General features: G+C 74.8%; 12 protein-coding genes. 5 read left to right on the plus strand and 7 right to left on the minus strand.

The features are described from left to right. Positions 1–37: 37 nt before the first annotated feature. Complete coding sequence (locus ACGFSC_RS40470; protein WP_359911130.1) at positions 38–1,258, minus strand: amidohydrolase family protein; 1,221 nt, start codon at positions 1,256–1,258, stop codon at positions 38–40. 150 nt (positions 1,259–1,408) lie between these two features. Here ACGFSC_RS40470 and ACGFSC_RS40475 point away from each other — a divergent pair, with 150 nt between their 5' ends. Next, complete coding sequence (locus ACGFSC_RS40475; RefSeq protein WP_359911128.1) at positions 1,409–2,038, plus strand: TetR/AcrR family transcriptional regulator; 630 nt, start codon at positions 1,409–1,411, stop codon at positions 2,036–2,038. A 64-nt stretch (positions 2,039–2,102) separates the two neighbouring features. Here the strand turns inward: ACGFSC_RS40475 and ACGFSC_RS40480 are convergent, their stop codons facing one another. Continuing rightward, positions 2,103–3,491 (minus strand): gluconate:H+ symporter, encoded by a 1,389-nt coding sequence (locus tag ACGFSC_RS40480; RefSeq protein ID WP_380552211.1) that lies wholly within the window; start codon positions 3,489–3,491, stop codon positions 2,103–2,105. A 2-nt stretch (positions 3,492–3,493) separates the two neighbouring features. Continuing rightward, positions 3,494–4,048, minus strand: a complete 555-nt coding sequence (locus ACGFSC_RS40485) for a gluconokinase (RefSeq protein ID WP_359911122.1) — start codon at positions 4,046–4,048, stop codon at positions 3,494–3,496. A 151-nt stretch (positions 4,049–4,199) separates the two neighbouring features. Here ACGFSC_RS40485 and ACGFSC_RS40490 point away from each other — a divergent pair, with 151 nt between their 5' ends. Together ACGFSC_RS40490 and ACGFSC_RS40495 are read left to right on the plus strand one after the other, a co-directional pair. Next, positions 4,200–4,895 (plus strand): FCD domain-containing protein, encoded by a 696-nt coding sequence (locus ACGFSC_RS40490; RefSeq protein WP_359911119.1) that lies wholly within the window; start codon positions 4,200–4,202, stop codon positions 4,893–4,895. Positions 4,896–5,100: 205 nt separating this feature from the next. Beyond that, the gene (locus ACGFSC_RS40495; RefSeq protein WP_359911116.1) at positions 5,101–5,658 is read left to right on the plus strand and encodes a hypothetical protein; all 558 of its coding nucleotides are present in this window, start codon (positions 5,101–5,103) and stop codon (positions 5,656–5,658) included. 15 nt (positions 5,659–5,673) lie between these two features. Here ACGFSC_RS40495 and ACGFSC_RS40500 read toward each other — a convergent pair whose 3' ends face one another. From ACGFSC_RS40500 to ACGFSC_RS40515, 4 genes are all read right to left on the minus strand, one after another. Then, the gene (locus tag ACGFSC_RS40500; protein WP_359911113.1) at positions 5,674–6,441 is read right to left on the minus strand and encodes a metallophosphoesterase; all 768 of its coding nucleotides are present in this window, start codon (positions 6,439–6,441) and stop codon (positions 5,674–5,676) included. 61 nt (positions 6,442–6,502) lie between these two features. Beyond that, positions 6,503–11,065: a hypothetical protein gene (locus tag ACGFSC_RS40505; protein WP_359911110.1), complete on the minus strand. Its 4,563-nt coding sequence runs from the start codon at positions 11,063–11,065 to the stop codon at positions 6,503–6,505. Positions 11,066–11,267: 202 nt separating this feature from the next. Continuing rightward, complete coding sequence (locus ACGFSC_RS40510) at positions 11,268–12,143, minus strand: hypothetical protein (protein WP_359911107.1); 876 nt, start codon at positions 12,141–12,143, stop codon at positions 11,268–11,270. Between the two features lie 77 nt (positions 12,144–12,220). Continuing rightward, positions 12,221–13,750 carry a hypothetical protein gene (locus ACGFSC_RS40515; RefSeq protein ID WP_359911160.1) on the minus strand — a complete coding sequence of 510 codons (1,530 nt, stop codon included), beginning with the start codon at positions 13,748–13,750 and terminating at the stop codon, positions 12,221–12,223. Positions 13,751–13,944: 194 nt separating this feature from the next. Between ACGFSC_RS40515 and ACGFSC_RS40520 the strand changes: the two genes are divergently transcribed. Then, positions 13,945–15,003, plus strand: coding sequence for an IPT/TIG domain-containing protein (locus ACGFSC_RS40520; protein ID WP_359911104.1), 1,059 nt, complete (start codon positions 13,945–13,947; stop codon positions 15,001–15,003). A gap of 211 nt (positions 15,004–15,214) precedes the next feature. Next, positions 15,215–15,739 (plus strand): hypothetical protein, encoded by a 525-nt coding sequence (locus tag ACGFSC_RS40525; protein WP_359911101.1) that lies wholly within the window; start codon positions 15,215–15,217, stop codon positions 15,737–15,739. The last annotated feature ends 1 nt before the right edge of the window (position 15,740 follow it).

Consider the following 15,740-nt stretch of genomic DNA (forward strand, 5'->3'; position numbering starts at 1 on the left):
CCGGGGTTTCCCCGGGCGCCCGCCCGCCGTTTCGCCGTCAGACCGGGATTCCGGCCTTGACCACCCGCTTCGGGTGGAGGTCGGGGCGGGTGAGCACGGCGAGGTCGGCGAGCGGGTCGCCGTCCAGGACGAGCAGGTCGGCGTGGGCGCCCGGGGCGAGGGTGCCGATCTCCCCCGCCAGGCCGAGCAGCCGGGCCGCCGTGGTGGTCGCCGAGCGCAGCACGTCCGCGACCGGCTGGACCTGGGCGCGCAGGGTGAACTCCTCCAGTTGGGCCGGGTGCAGCGGGCCGAGCAGGTCGCTGCCGTAGACGAGGTTGACGCCCGCGCGGTGGGCGCGCTCCAGCGCTTCAAGGCCCCGGTCGCGGACCTCGGCGAGCTTGCCCAGGGAGGCGGGCGGCAGGCCGGAGGCGGCGCCGGCCCGGGCCGTCTGCTCGTAGGCGACCAGGGTGGGCACCAGGAAGGCGTCCTTCTCCAGCAGCAGGGCGACCGTGCCGTCGTCCAGCAGGTTCCCGTGCTCGACGCAGCGCACGCCGGCCCGCAGGGCGCGGTCGATCGCCCGCGGGTGGTAGGCGTGCACGGTGACGTAGCGGTTGTGGTTCTCGGCCTCCTCGACGGCCGCGCGGATCTCCTCCTCGCTGTACTGGACGGCGCCGATCTCGTCGTGCGGGGAGGCGACGCCGCCGGAGAGCAGCACCTTGAGGTGGCGGGCGCCCTTGCGGAACTCGTCCCGGGCGGCGGTCCGCACCGCGTCCACTCCGTCGGCGATCCGGCCGAAGTGCGGGCGGGATTCGCAGCAGGGCAGGGAGTCGTCGCCGAGCGGGCGCAGGTCGCCGTGGCCGCCGGTCTGGGAGAGCGCCTTGCCGCCGTGCAGCAGCCGCGGGCCGGGCACCAGGCCCTCCGCGAGGGCGCGGGCCATCCCGTGGTCGGCGCCGCCGACGTCGCGGACGGTGGTGAAGCCGCGGCGCAGCATGCGTTCGGCCTCGGCGAGGGCGCGCACGGTGGCGTAGCCGGGGGTCCAGTTGGTGAAGTCGTGCAGGTCGAGCGAGGTGACCAGCAGGTGGACGTGGGCGTCGATCAGGCCGGGCAGGACGGTGCCGCCGGCGGCGTCGAGGACCCGGACGTCCTCCGCGGCGGTGGGCGGGCGGCCGGTGCCGGTGGCCGCGATCCGGCCGTCGGCGGCCTCCAGCCAGCCGAGGTCGGTGCGGGTGCCGTCCTCGGGGTGGAGCAGGTGGGCGTTGGTGATCAGCAGGCGGCTCATGCGCCCACCTCGCCGCGCCCGGCGGGGGCACTCGCCCACGCGCACTTCTCGGCGGTTCGTTCGCTTCGCTCGCTCACGATGATGGCCCTCGTTTCAGTACGGCTCGTATTGAATACGACTCGTACTGAATACACCATGTATCGTGCTGCTGTGAAACCGCCCCCCGCCGATACCGCCCCCCGACCACCCAGACGCCGCGTCCACACCCGGGCCCGGCTGCTCGCCGCCGCACGCGAGCTGTTCCTCTCCGTCGGCTTCGCCCGGACGAGCATCGAGGACGTCTGCGCCGCCGCCGGCTACACCCGAGGCGCCTTCTACTCGAACTTCGGCGGCAAGGAGGAGCTGCTGCTGGCGCTCTTCGACGACCAGGCCGCTCGGCGGATGGCCGAACTGGCCGAACTGGCCGCCGCCTGCGAGGCGCTGGCGCCCCGGGAGCGGGCGCGGCGGCTGGTCGAGGCGCTGCTGCGGGTCGAGCCGACGGAGTCCGGGTGGATCCTGCTGTTCCTGGAGTTCCGGCTGGTCGCGGCCCGGACTGCGGCACTGGCCGAGCAGGTCGCCGCGCACGACCGGGCGGTCGCGCGGGCGCTGGCCGAGGTCCTGGAGCGGGCGCTGCCGGAGCTGGTGCCCCCGGGCGCGAGCGCCGACCAGGCCGCGACGGTGGTCCTGGCGGCGCGGGAGGGACTGCTGGCCCGGACGGCGGCGGGCGGCGCGGTCGCGGAGGACCTGCTGACGGCGACGGCGGCGGTGCTGTCGGGGCTGCTGGACGGGTCGGACCGATGAAACGCCGAGGGGCGGCACCCGTACGGTCACGGGTGCCGCCCCTCGGCGGTCGTCGCTTCGCGCGCTAGATGATCAGGCTGAGCGGCAGGATCAGGGCGATGGCGACCACCGAGATCACCGTCTCCATCACCGACCAGGACTTCAGCGTCTGCCCGACGCTCATCCCGAAGTACTCCTTCACCAGCCAGAAGCCGGCGTCGTTGACGTGCGAGAAGAACAGCGAGCCGGCGCCGATCGCGAGCACCAGCAGGGCCGCGTGGGTCGAGGACATGTTCGCGGCCAGCGGGGAGACGATGCCGGCGGCGGTGATCGTGGCGACCGTCGCCGAGCCGGTGGCCAGCCGGATCAGCACGGCGATCAGCCAGCCGAGCAGCAGCGCCGAGATGTGCCACTTGCCGGACCACTCGCTGACCGCGTTGCCGACGCCCACGTCGATCAGGGTCTGCTTGAAGCCGCCGCCCGCGCCGACGATGAACACGATGCCGGCGATGGGGCCGAGCGACTTGCCGACGGTGTCGGAGATCCGGGCCTTGTCGAAGCCGGCCGCCCTGCCGAGGGTCACCATGCCGAGCAGGGTCGCGGCGAGCAGGGCGATCAGCGGGGAGCCTATGAAGTCGAACACCCGCTGGACCAGTGCCTTCGGGTCGTCGATCACGACGTCGGCCAGGGCCTTGCCGAGCATCAGCACGACGGGAAGCAGGATGGTGGCCAGCACGGCGGCGAAGGACGGGGTGCGGTCGTGCTTGGCCGTCTCCTCGGGGGCGGTGGCCGCCGGGATCTCCAGCGGGCCGACCCAGCGCTCGGCCAGCCGCGCGAACAGCGGGCCCGCGATGATCAGGGTCGGGACGGCGATCAGCAGGCCGAGCGCCAGGGTGATGCCGAGGTCGGCCTTCAGCGCGTCGACCGCGACCAGCGGGCCCGGGTGCGGGGGCACCAGGCCGTGCAGCACCGACAGGCCGGCCAGCGCCGGGATGCCGATCCGCATCAGCGGTACGTTGCCGCGGCGGGCGACCAGCAGCACGATCGGGATCAGCAGGACGACCCCGACCTCGAAGAACAGCGGCAGGCCGAGCACGGCCGCGATCAGCGCCATCGCCCAGGGCAGCGCCTTGTTGCCGGTCCGGGAGAGGACGGTGTCCGCGATGATGTTGGCGCCGCCGGAGTCGGCGAGCAGCTTGCCGAGCATCGCGCCGAGGCCGATCAGCAGGCCGACGCTGGCGACGGTGGATCCGAAGCCCGTGGAGAAGCTGCTCAGCAGCTTGTCGAAGGGGGCACCCGCGACGGCGGCCAGCAGACCGGAGCCGAGCGTGAGGGCGAGGAACGGGTGCAGCTTCAGCTTGGTGATCAGTACGACGATCGCGCCGATGCTGAGCAGCACCGCGATCAGCAGCTGGGAGTCGCTGCTGGTGTGCGGCAGGGCCGGTGGGGCGGCCGCCAGCAGGGTGGGGGCAATGCTCACGCGAGGTCTCCATTGACGGGCCGCAGCAGCGCCACGGCCATCTCGACGAGTTCTTCGGGGGACGGGCCGACGTCCAGGACGCCGCCGCGCTCGTCCGCCGCCAGCGGTTCCAGGGCGGCGTACTGCGAGTCGAGCAGCGAGGACGGCATGAAGTGGCCGGTGCGGTGGCTGAGCCGGTCCTCGACCAGCTCGTGGCCACCGCTGAGGTGCAGGAAGAAGGCGCCCGGGCAGGCCGCGCGCAGGGTGTCGCGATAGCGGTGCTTCAGCGCCGAGCAGGTGACCACACCGCCGGTACCGGCCTCGGTCCGCTCCTTGAGCCAGGCGCCGACGGCGCGCAGCCAGGGGGCGCGGTCCTGGTCGTCCAGCGGGATGCCGGCGGACATCTTGGCGATGTTGGCCGCGGGGTGGAACTCGTCCGCCTCCGCGAAGGGGAGGGCGAGACGGTCCGCCAGCAGGCGGGCCAGGGTGGTCTTGCCGACGCCCGAGACGCCCATCACCACGACGGTGAGGGGGGCCTGCGGGAGGTCGTGGTTCTCGACGCTGAGAGCCATGGGGTGGTGCTCCTTCGTTGCCTGGCCGCCACTATCGCCTCAAAGATATGACGTATTCAAGTGACGGAAACCAAATCGTCATACTTTTGCGATGTGGTCTGGGTCGCAGGGCGAGGTGAAGGCCCACGGAGCGGGCGTCTAGGCTGGGCGGATGGAGATCCAGGGGCTGCCCGGGCGGCTGCTTGCCGAGCTCGGGCCGGCGATCGCGTCGGGGGAGATTCCCGAGGGGGCGGTACTGCGCGGGGAGGAGCTGGAGGGCCGGTTCGGGGTGTCCCGGACGGTCGTCCGGGAGGCGGTGCGCGTCCTGGAGGGGATGCGGATGGTGGCGTCCCGGCGACGGGTCGGGATCACCGTGCAGCCGAAGTCGCTCTGGGACGTCTTCGACCCGATGGTGATCCGCTGGCGACTGGCCGGCGCGGACCGCCCGGCCCAGCTGCGCTCGCTCGGCTCGCTGCGCGTGGCCGTCGAACCGGCCGCGGCCGCGCTCGCCGCCACCCACGCGAGCGACGACGACCGGCGCGAACTCAGCTCACTGGCCGTGGACCTGACGGTCACCGCCCGGGCCGCCGACCTGAACGCCTTCCTCAGGCACGACATCGCCTTCCACTCCCTGGTGCTGCGCGCCTCCGGCAACGAGATGTTCGCCCACCTCGGGGACAGCGTCGCGGCGGTGCTCACCGGCCGGACCGAGTACCATCTGATGCCCCATCAGCCGGAGCCGTACGCGATCCGCCTGCACCGCGAGGTCGCGGAGGCGATCTGCGCCGAGGACGCCGTCCACGCCGAACGGGCGATGCGGACGATCGTGACCGGCGCACTGGAGGAGCTCAACGTCCAGCTGGACTGAACCGGGCCACCGGACGGCGCCGGGCCTGCCGGGACGGCCCGGACGACACGACGGGACGGCCCGGATGACACGATTTGAAGGCAGTTCGGCGGTTTCGGACGCATAGTCCTGGTTCGGCGGGGCAGAGTGAGGCGAGGGGCGCGTTTCGTGTGCACCCGTTCCGTATGCTTCACAGAACACGCGCCACGCGCCTGGGGGTCGCTCGATGTCCGTGCCACGCCGCCGTCGCCGCCGCCTGCCCGACGAGGTGCGCGCCGCCGCAGTCCGGGCGGTGCTCTGCCTGTCCTTCACCCTGGTGGGCGTCGTGGTGGCCACCCTGGCCTCGTACGCGGGCAGTTGGCTGCTGACACCGGCGCTGCTGGCCATGGGGCTCGGGGTGTTCGGCACCATGTGGTGCCTGCTGGAGATCCTCATCTCCCGCCAGGTCGCGGCCCAGCGGATGCGGACGCAGGGCGCCACGCACCCGACGGCGGGCGCCCGGGGGCCCTCCGAGCCGCTGGCCGCGCGGCCGTTCCCCCGGCCCGGCCCGTCCTCGGTGTACCGGCAGCCGTACGAGACGCCCCGGCCGCAGTCAACGCAGCAGCAGCCACCGCAGCCGTACGGCGGTCCGGGGCGGCAGCAGCCGTACGGGCCCGGGCACCAGCCGCAGCGAGCGCCGCACCAGCAGCCGCACCAGCAGCCGCACCAGCAGCCGTACCAACCGCCGCGCCAGGCGCCGCAACAGCCGCCGCGCCAGGCCCGGGTGCAGCCCAACCACCCGTAGCGCCGGGCCGATCGGTCAGTCCCGCACCGGCAGCGCCCGGTAGTGGGTGGTGAGCCGGCGGTCCCCGTCCAGGACGTGGAAGGCCACCATCGGCGGGTGGTCGAAGGAGATGCCGCGCCCGCCCTCGAACGGCAGCGTGACGGTGGAGGCCACGCCGGGCGCGATCAGCAGCGGCAGACCGGCGAAGGTGGTGGCCGCGGAGGTGTGCGCGTGGCCGCAGAACAGGGCGGCCACCCGGGGGTGGCGGCTCAGCACCTGCGCCAGCCGCGCCTCGCCGAACTGGCGGATCGGGTCGACATACGGCAGGTGCAGCTCCACCGGCGGGTGATGGAAGGCCACCAGCGCGGGCAACTCGCCGCGGCCGGACGCCAGTTCGGCGTCCAGCCAGGCCAGCGTCCGCTCGTCCAGCAGACCGTCGTCCTGCCCGGGTATCGAGGAGTCGAGCATCAGCACGTCGGCGCCCGGCAGTTGGTGCAGGCGATTGATCGGCCCCTCCCCCGGTGCCTCGCCGAGCAGCACCTCCCGGTACGGCGCCCTGGAGTCGTGGTTGCCGGGACAGATGAGCACCGGGTGCCGGGAGGCCAGCACCTCGGCGACCTCCCGGTACTCCTCGGGCAGGCCGTGGTCGGCGAGGTCGCCGGTGACCAGCACCGCGTCCAGCGGGCCGGGCAGGGCGTCGAGGTACGCCATCACCTGCTCGGCCCGCCGCCGGGCGCGCCTGCCGCCGTCCCGGCGGTGGACCTGGCCGAGGTGGGTGTCACTGAGGTGCGCGATCGTCAGCATGGAGGTCACGCTAGTCAGTTCACGGTCGGACCGGAACCTCTCCCGGCCGAGCGGGGCCCGCTCACGTCTGCGCCGGAACCTCCGCGGGGCGCTTGAACATCCGGGTGGCGGTGATCTCGCCGTGGATGGTCGGGCCGTCCGGGTCCGGCGCGGCCGGCAGGCCCGGGCGCAGGTGCTCCTCGACCGAGATGTACTTGAGGCCCGCGCGCAGGTCGGCGTCGTTGCGCAGGCGGATCACCAGCGGGAACTCGGCGAGCGCCGTGGTGTCGAACAGGCCGGTGGTGTAGATCAGCTGGACGCCGAGCGCGTCGGCCACGGCCCGCTGGAGCTCCAGCAGGTAGGTCGCGTTGGCGCGGCCGATCGGATTGTCCAGGAACAGCGTGCCGGCGTGCCGCAGCTGGGACTGGCCGCGGTCGTTGGCGCGCAGCGCCGCCATCGTGCAGTACAGCGCGATGGCCGCGGTGAGCAGCTGGCCGCCGGAGAAGACGTCGGACATCTGGCCGACACCGACCCGCTCGGCCCGCAGCACCGCGTCGGGCTTGAGGATCTCGACGCTGACGCCCTTGGGGCCGATCGCGGCGGCGACCCCGCGCAGCAGCAGGGACATGCCGTCGCGGCGCAGGTCGCTGTTCTTCTTCACGGCGGCGCGGGTGGCCTCGTCGATGACCTCGCCCAGGCGCTCGACCAGGGTGGCGTGGTCCGGGTCCTCGAAGCGGATCCGCAGGAACTCCTGGCCGGACCACTCCCCCAGGCCCTCGGGCAGCCGGGACAGCCGCTGGGCGGCGCGCAGCGTGGTGAGCGAGGACTCGACCAGGCCGCGCAGCCGGTCCACGATCGAGCCGCGGTTCTTCTCCAGCTGGGCCAGCTCGTCGGTGAGCACCCGCAGCCGGGGCGCGAAGGCCGCGGCCCAGGCGGCGGCGTGCTCGGGCAGCGCGGAGGCGGGCAGTTCCCGGATCTGCTGACGGGCGGGGGTGCGGACGGCCTCGTAGCGGGCCGCGTTGGCGTGCCGGACCAGGGCGTCGGCGGCGTCGCGGACGGCGAGTTCGGAGGAGGACAGCTCGCCGGCGGCGGTGCGCAGCGAGCGGCGGGCCTCGGTGGCGCCGGTGCGGGCGTCGGCCAGCGAGCCCAGGTACGGCTCGACCGGGTCTTCCGGGTCCTCCTGGTGGTCGCGCAGGCCGTCGCGCAGCTGGCCGGCCAGCTCGTCGAAGTCGGCGGCCGAGGCCTGGGCGCTGTCGAAGGTGCGCTGGAGGTCGGCGTGGGCGGTGCGGGCGGCGTCCAGGGCCTCGCGGCGCTCGGCGAGGCGGCTGGTGGCGGTGCGCAGCAGGACCTGGGCGTGCTCCGGATCGGTGGGGACGAGGTCCTCGGGCAGCTCGGTGTGCGCCTCGCCGTCGGCGGGGGCGGAGCGCTCGGCCTCGCCGCGCAGCCGGCCGAGCTGCTCGCTGGCGGCGGCGGAGCGGGCCTCGATGGTGGCGACCAGCTCCTCGGCGCGGGCGGCGGCGGCCTGGCGGGCCGGGCCGTCGGCGCCGTCGGGGCTGCCGAGGAGCTCCTCGGCGCGGGTGCGCACCTTGTTGGTGAGGCGGTCGAGTTCGGTCGCGGCGGCGGCCTCGTCGCCCTCGGCGCGGGCCTGTTCGGCGCGCAGGTCGGCGCCGACGCCGACCTTCTCGTACAGCTGGGAGGCGGCGCGGTAGGCCTCGCGCAGTGCGGGCAGCGCGGCGGGGGCGGTCTCGACGGGCTCGTCGGACTGCTCGGCGGCGGGGATCTCGGCGCGTTCGGCGCGCAGCGCGCGGGCCGTGCGGCGGGCGTCGTCGGCGGCGCGCTGGGCGGCGCGGCGGTCCTCGTCGCAGGTGCGGGCGCGCTCGGCGCACAGCACCTGGCGGCGGTCGCACTCGGCGGCGTCCTCGGCGAGTTCGCGCTGGCGGCGGGCCCAGTTGCCGCGCTCGCGCAGCCGGAAGGCGAGGCCGGAGAGGGCGTCGGCGCGGCGGCGGGCCCGCTGGGCGGCCTCGCGGTGCTCCTCGTGGACGGAGGCGGCCGCGGCGTGGTCGGTCTCGGCCTCGTCGTGGTCGGCGCGCAGGGTGGCGAGGGCGGCGGCGGCCTGCTCGGCGTGCTCGCGGGCGGCCTCGGCGGCGGCGGCGAATTCGGCGAGGGTGCCGGGGGGGCAGCTGGCGTGCCAGGAGGCGAGGCGGGCGGCGAGGGCGCGGTCGGCGCCGAGGCGGCCGGCCAGTTCGCGGATGTGCTCCTCGCGGGCGCTCGCCCGGGCGCGCAGTTCGCGGCGCTCGCCGTCGGCGGCGGACTCGTCGTGCATGGCCGGGTTCGGCGGGACGAGGAAGAAGGCGGGCTCGTCGGTGATCGGGGCGATCAGCGAGGCGGCGGCGCCGACGGCGACGGTGGAGCGCGGCAGCAGGGCGGCGGCCTGCAGGGCCTCGCGGGCGCGTTCCAGCGAGGACGGATCGGTGACGACCACGCCGTCGACCAGTTCGGGGCGGGCGGCGAGGATCGCGTCGTGGTCGGCCGGGTCCACGGACTGGGCGAGGTAGCGCCATCCGGGCAGGGCCGGGATGCCGTGCTCGGCGAGGTACTCGACGGTGGCGAGCACGTCCGGGCCGGGCGGCAGCAGACCGCCGTCGCCGAGGGCGGCGAGGATGCGGGAGTCGTCGGCGGCGGCCGTGCGGAGGTCGAACAGGGTGCGTTCGGCGGTGGCGATGGACTCGTCGAGGAGTTCGCGCAGGTACTCGGCGTTGCGGTCGAGCACGGCGGGGGTGAGGAAGCCGGCGTCCTCCTCGGCGCCCTCCTGGTAGGGCGTGAGGGAGAGCAGGTCGGCGAGGCGCTCCTCGGTGGCGAGCAGGGCGGCGGTGCGCTGCTCGGCGGCGAGGGAGCGGGCGGCGTCCTTGCGGGCGTCGCCGGCCCGCTCGGCGGCGAGTTCGGCGCGCGAGGTGGCGGCGGCGGACTCGCGCAGCCGGGCGGCGGCGGACTCGGCGGCGGTACGGGCCTGGGCGAGCGCGGCGGCGGCGGCCTTCTCGACGTCGGCGGCGTGCAGCGCGGCGCGGGCCGGGTCCACGTCGCCGTCGGCGTCGATGAAGCCGGCCGAGACGGCGGCCTCGGTCTCCTGCTCGACCTCGGCTAGGCGCTGGCGCAGGTGCTCGGCCTCGCTGCGGGCCTTCTGGGCGGCGGTGGCGGCCTCGGTGGCGTCGGACTGCGCCTTGCCGCCGTCCTCCTGGAGTTCGCCCGCGCGCTCCTCCTCGGTGTCGGCGCGGGACTCGGCGGCCGCGGCGGCGGCCTCCAGGGCCCGGGCCAGGGCGGTCGCGGCGCGGGCGCGGGCGGCGAGCGCGGGGGCTGCGTCCAGCTCGGCCTCGCGGATGGCGGCGGCGACCCGGGTGACCCGGTCGGCGGCGGCGCGCTGGCGCAGCACCGCCTCGGCGGCCTGCCAGGCGGAGTGCAGGGTGCGGGCGTCGATGAGTTCGCGGCGCAGCGCGGCGGCCTCGGCGGTGGCCGCGGCGAGGCCCAGCGTGGCGTGCCGGTGGGTGAGTTCGTCGGTGATCAGGCTGTGCCGGGTGCGGTCGGCCTCGGCGGCGGTGACGGCGCTCGCGGCGGCGGCGACCTCGATGGCGAGGTCCTGGGCGCGGTCGCGTTCGGCGGTGGCGCGGGAGGCGAGGGCGTGGGCGAGGCGGCGGGTGCGGCGTTCGGCGGTGCGGTGGGCCTCGCGGACGGTCTCGCGGGCGGTGGTGGTCTCGGCGATGCGCTCCAGCAGGTCCAGCGAGCCGGCGGTGAAGTCGCGTTCGGCGGTGAGTTCGGCGCGGCGGCCGAGCTTGGCGGCGAAGCCGTGCACGAGGTCGGCGAGGCCGTCGGTGTCCCGGGTGTCGGTGACGGCGCGCAGCAGGAGGTCGGTGAAGTCGCTGTCGTGCTTGACCGCGAAGAGGCCGGCCGCCTCGCCCTCGTCGGCGTTCATCTCGCGCTGGTAGCGGAAGAGTTCGGGGTCGAGGCCGAGTTCGCCGAGGTGCTCGGTCCAGCGGTCGTGGCCGTCCTCGAAGACCAGGTCGAGGTGGGGGTGGGCCTTGCCGGCCTCGGTGAGGGCGTCGCGGAAGCCCTTCATGGTGCGGCGGCGGCCGCGGGCCTTCTGGTCGCCGGCCAGGCTGACCCGTTCGGCGACCGGCAGCGAGTCGAGGGTCAGGCCGGCGCCGGGGCGGAAGGAGTACCAGGTCTCGGCGAACTTGCGCGGGTCGGAGGAGACCTGGCGGCCGCGCCACTCGCTGACCTTGCCGACCACGATCAGCTCGCCCGTGACGGTGTGCTGCCACTCCAGGGCGACGTGTCCGCAGTCGTCGGCGAGCAGGAACTTGCGCAGCACGCCGGAGCTGGCGCCGCCGAGGGTGTTGCGGTGGCCGGGGAGCATGACCGAGAAGATCAGCTTGAGCAGGACCGACTTGCCGCCGCCGTTCTCCAGGAAGAGCACGCCGGCGGGGGCGGGGCGGCGGACCGGGCCGTCGGTGTCCTCGCCGAACAGGCCGATCTGCTGCGGGGCCGGGTCGGCGACCGGCTCGCCGACGCCGCGCAGGTCGAGCACCGTGTCGGCGTAGCGGGCGCCGGCCGGTCCGATCGAGTAGAGGCGGACCCGGTTGAGCTCGTACATGTGCGGCGGTTCTCCGTGGCTTGCGTGGCGTGAGGGGTGGGCGGCGGGCCGGTTCGGGGCGGGTGGGCCGGGGCCGGCGCGGTGCTCCGGGACCGGGTGCGCCCGGCGGGAGGCCGGCGCGGTGGGCTCGGAGCGGGTGGGCTCTGGGCGGGTGGGTTCTGGGCGCCGGTGCTCGGAGCGGGTGGACTCCGGGCACCGGGGTTCAGAGCGAGTGGAACGGCAGGCCCGCGTCGGCGACCAGTTCGTCGCCGGTGTCCGGCGGCAGCAGGCTGGCGGTGCCGTCGGAGACCGGCACGATGCCGAGGTCGAGCAGTTCGGCCATGGCCGCGCTGCCCGCCAGGTCGCGCACCTGGAGCTGGTAGCGGGCGGTGGTGCGGTAGGTGCCGCCGGAGTCGTCGGAGACCTTCTGGAGGAAGCCGGAGTCGACCAGGAACAGCACGGCCTTGGCGACGATGCCGATGGTGGAGCCGGAGAGCCGGCGGGCGTCCTTGGTGGCGCCGGTGGCGGTGCGCCGGGCCCAGACCCGCCAGGCCGCCTCCAGGCCGGGGGCGTCGGAGGCCGGGTCGGTGTTGGCGCCCTCGGCGTCGGCCTGCTCCTCCAGGCGGCGGCAGGCCTGGCGCACGAAGGAGTCGACGCCGTTGACGGTGATCCGGCCGAGGTAGCCGTCGTCGGCGAGGTCCTCGGGGCGGGGGAAGGCCATCGCGGCGACGGCCAGGTGGGCCAGGCCGTGCAGGAAGCGGTCGGTGGACTCGGAGGCGGCGCGGCGCGAGTAGTCGCCCATCCGGACGGCGAACAGCGAGTCCTCGGCGGCGGCCACGGCCATGCCGGCCCGCGGGGAGACCTCCAGGACGACCAGGCCCATGCCGGTGGCGACGGCGTCGGCGAGCCGGGCGAACGGCGGGTCCTCGCGGTGGCGGCGCACCAGCTCGGCGTACTCGGCGTCCCGGGCGGGCAACAACTTGGCCTGGAGGCCGAAGGAGACCAGCCGGGCGGCGTCCGCGACGTCGGCCGGGGTGATCGGCGCGGGGGCCGCGGGTTCGCTCTCGGTCGCCCAGGACGTGTCGTGGTGGGTCGTCACGGGCGGTGCTCCTCGGGGGTGGCGCGGTGGTTACGGTTCGTCAAGGTCGGTCCCGGCAAGGTGTGCCTCCCGGCCGGTCAGCCGGCGTCCTTGCGGTCGGCGGCCATGCCGACCGCGTCGAGCAGGGCGCTGCCGACGATCAGGTCGGCGCCGCCGAACTCCGGGTCGTGCAGCTGGGTGCCGTCGTCCACGGCGAACAGCAGCCGCTCCTCGCCCTGGCGGTAGGCGGTGCCGACCGGCGGGCTGGCGGCGTGCACGGCGAGCAGGGCCAGCAGGTACGGCAGGTCCGGGTCCTGCTTGCGGGCGTCGGCGAGCAGGCCGGAGAGCCGGCGGGGGGCGTCCGGGGGCAGGTCGAGCAGGACCATCGCGGACTCCAGCTGGGCCTCGGAGAACCGGCTGTCGTCCGGGGTGGCGACCAGGTCGGGGTCGGGCAGCTCGGCGCCGAGGTGCTCGCGTTCGACCGGCGGGGTGAGCAGCAGGTCGACCAGGTCGGCGACCCGGACCGAGACCGGGGTGCGCAGACCGGCGCCACGGGCGAAGAAGGCGCCGGTGGGGCGGACGGCCTGCTCCACCGGCAGCCGCAGCACGGGGGCGAGCAGCTGCCCGTAGAGGTCGATGCCGCTGCGGGCGCCGGGGGTGGCGAAGGCCTGCCGGTCCTGCTCGGCGCGGAACAGCGGGCCGGCCTCCAGCAGGCGGGTCTGGAGCTGGGTGTGGCGGCGGATGCAGTCCTTGACGATGTCGACCAGCTCGGCGGCGCGGCGCTTGTGCTCCGGGTCCTCGGCCTCGTCGCGGGCCTTGCGGATGTTGGTGAGAATCGCGTTCTCGTGCCGGTAGCGGTCCGCGATGTGGTCCAGCGCCTCCGCGATGAGGTCGGGAACGGCGCGCATCCAGTCGACGGCGCGGACGTTGCGGCGGGTGGCGTCCAGGGCGCGGCGCAGCGTCTCGGCGAACTGGACGGTGCGGTAGCGGGCCTGCTCGGCGGCGAGCTGGGCGTCGGCCAGGCGGCCGCGGCGGATCAGCACCTCCAGCTTGACCTCGGCGGCGATCTGGGCCGAGGTGACGTCGGTGTCGAGCGCGCCGACCAGGACGTTGACCGCCTCGTCGGTGGTGCGCAGGTAGACGCCGCCGTCCGGGCCGGGGACCTCCTCGATCAGCTTGAAGTCGTAGTCCCGGCGGACGTACTCGCCGTCCGCGCCGAAGGTGCCGTAGACGGCGCGGAAGCCGCGGTCCACGCTGCCGACGTTGATCAGCGACTCCAGCACCCAGCGGGCGACCCGCTCGTGCTCGGCGGCGGGGCGGCCGGTGGCCTGGACGGCGACCCGGGGCAGCAGGCGGGCGAGCACTATGTCGCGGTCGGCCCCGGTGTCGAAGTCCATGTTCAGGGTGACCAGGTCGATCGCGGCGAGGCCGACCTCGGCCATCGCGTAGCCGCCGTACTCGCCGGCCAGGTTGACCTTGCGGTTGTCCAGGTCGTGCAGCGGGGCGGTGCAGGCCAGCGCCTTGAGCCGGCGGGCCAGGCCCTCGTCGGCGGCGGGGCCGGGCGCGGGGCGCGCGGCGGCCGGGCCGGCGGGCGGGCGGAGGCCGGGCTCGGTGAGCGGGTCTGCGATGACGGTCACGGAGGACAAGATTAGAGGTTCGCACCGACATCGACCGAAACGGACCTTGCGGGCGGGCGGAGCGGCAGGTGGACGACGGTACGGGTGACGGATTCAGAACGTGATTTCGACGAGATCCCGCCATTCCCGAACCGGCATTCGAGAAAAGCGTGAGGGCGGCGCGCTTGTTCGGTGATGATCGACCAATGATCACCCGACTGGCCAAAGCGGGCCTCGCCGCCGCGCTGTCCGTGACCGCCCTCGCCACCGGCGCCGTCCTCGCCACCGGCGCCACCGCCGCCGCGGCCGCCCCGGCCGCGACGACGTCGACCTCCGCCCAGCACGTGACCGTGTCGCAGAGCGGGAACTACCCCGGCGGGTTCTTCACCACCGGGAACATGTCGGTGGCCTGGACCGTGTCCGGCACCGCGGACCTGACCGGGCCGACCCACATCACCCTCGACCTGCCGCCCGGCGTCACCACCGACGGTGCGATGTTCTTCCCCACGCCGCCGGACTACACCTTCACCACCGCCCTCTCCCCCGACCACCGCCACCTGGAGGCCGTGTTCACCGCCACCCGGGCGGTCGGGAGCTACAACTTCATGAAGCTCAACCTGGCCACCACGCCCGGCGTGCCGATCGTCGGCGCGATCACCGCGACGGTCGCCAACCCGAACGACGCCGACCCGACCGGGCACGTCTCCGGCTACGACCTCGGCAGCAAGAGCTACCTGCCGGCGACCGTCCAGGCCGCCCCCGCCGCCACCGGCCTCGACACCGCCACCGGCCCGGGCACCGGCGGCACCGAGGTGACCGTCAGCGGCAGCAACCTGGCCAACGGCATGGTGCTGGTCGGCGGCGTCCCGGCCCCCGGCCGCTGCACCGACACCGCCTGCACGGTGACCACCCCCGGCGGCACGGGCAGCGCCCCGGTCAGCGTGGTGACGCCCGGCGGCACAGCCTCGGCTCCGGTCACCTTCGACTACACCGGCGCCCCGCCGCCGGCCCCGGCCGCGCCAGTGGTCAGCAGCCTCTCTCCGGTCTCCGGCCCGGCCGTCGGCGGTACCCGGGTGTACCTGTTCGGCAGCAACCTGACGTACGGGTCGGTGGCCTTCGGCGGGGTGCCGGCCACCCATGTCTCCTGCGGTCCGACCGCCTGCACCGCCACGGCCCCGGCGGGCATCCAGCCCGGGGCGGTGGGCGTCACCGTCACCACGGCGGGCGGGACCAGCGCTCCCGTGACGTACACCTACACGGCGTAACGGCCGCGGGCGGCGTTCCGCCCGCCACCGGTGCCCGGGCTCCGTGGAGCCCGGGCACCGGTGCGTTCCGGGGCGGCCCCGGCCGCCCCCTGCCCCACCCCACCCAAAATGCGAGTTGAACACGTTCAAAAGATAGGTCTAGAGTCGCTTCCGCGCAGGTCGGACGAGGCTCCGCCTGCACTTCGGCATGCTCGGCATGGAGGTGGGCGAAATGGACGGCGACCCCGCGGTCATCCTTCGCAAGGTCCGACGGTGGCTCTGGTTCTTCCTGGTCTGCCTGGTGCTCAGCGGCCTGACCGCGTTCCCCCTGGAGACCGAGACCCGCTGGCTGGTCGACTTCGCCTCCGGGCCGGCCGCTCCGCTGAGCGACCGCCTCCCCGCAGCGGCGGCCTGGCTCGAACGGGTTCACACCGGCCTCGCCGAGACCAACGGGCGCTACCCCTTCCTGGCCTACGGCACCGACTGGCTGGCCTTCGCCCACCTGGTGATCGCCGCCGCCTTCTGGGGGCCGCTCAAGGACCCGGTCCGCAACATCTGGGTGATCCGCTGGGCCGTGCTCGCCTGCGGGGCCGTCATCCCGCTGGCACTGATCTGCGGGCCGCTGCGCGGGATTCCACTGGCCTGGCGATTCGTCGACATGTCGTTCGGAGTCCTCGGCGTCGTACCGCTGCTGATCGTGCTGCGGGCGCTGCGTCCGCTGGAGCGCGCCTTCCGCGCACCGGTGACCACCGGCTGAG

The sequence above is a fragment of the Kitasatospora sp. NPDC048715 genome, assembly GCF_043198905.1.
In the GTDB taxonomy this organism is placed as follows: Bacteria; Actinomycetota; Actinomycetes; order Streptomycetales; family Streptomycetaceae; genus Kitasatospora; species Kitasatospora lactacystinica.

What these genes read in the sequence shown, in the direction of transcription:
- ACGFSC_RS40520 (WP_359911104.1), top strand. Translation starts at nt 13,945, where the DNA reads ATGATCACCCGACTGGCCAAAGCGGGCCTCGCCGCCGCGCTGTCCGTG.
- ACGFSC_RS40490 (WP_359911119.1), top strand. Translation starts at nt 4,200, where the DNA reads ATGGAGATCCAGGGGCTGCCCGGGCGGCTGCTTGCCGAGCTCGGGCCG.
- ACGFSC_RS40470 (WP_359911130.1), bottom strand. Translation starts at nt 1,258, where the DNA reads ATGAGCCGCCTGCTGATCACCAACGCCCACCTGCTCCACCCCGAGGAC.
- ACGFSC_RS40505 (WP_359911110.1), bottom strand. Translation starts at nt 11,065, where the DNA reads ATGTACGAGCTCAACCGGGTCCGCCTCTACTCGATCGGACCGGCCGGC.
- ACGFSC_RS40525 (WP_359911101.1), top strand. Translation starts at nt 15,215, where the DNA reads ATGGACGGCGACCCCGCGGTCATCCTTCGCAAGGTCCGACGGTGGCTC.
- ACGFSC_RS40495 (WP_359911116.1), top strand. Translation starts at nt 5,101, where the DNA reads ATGTCCGTGCCACGCCGCCGTCGCCGCCGCCTGCCCGACGAGGTGCGC.
- ACGFSC_RS40485 (WP_359911122.1), bottom strand. Translation starts at nt 4,048, where the DNA reads ATGGCTCTCAGCGTCGAGAACCACGACCTCCCGCAGGCCCCCCTCACC.
- ACGFSC_RS40500 (WP_359911113.1), bottom strand. Translation starts at nt 6,441, where the DNA reads ATGCTGACGATCGCGCACCTCAGTGACACCCACCTCGGCCAGGTCCAC.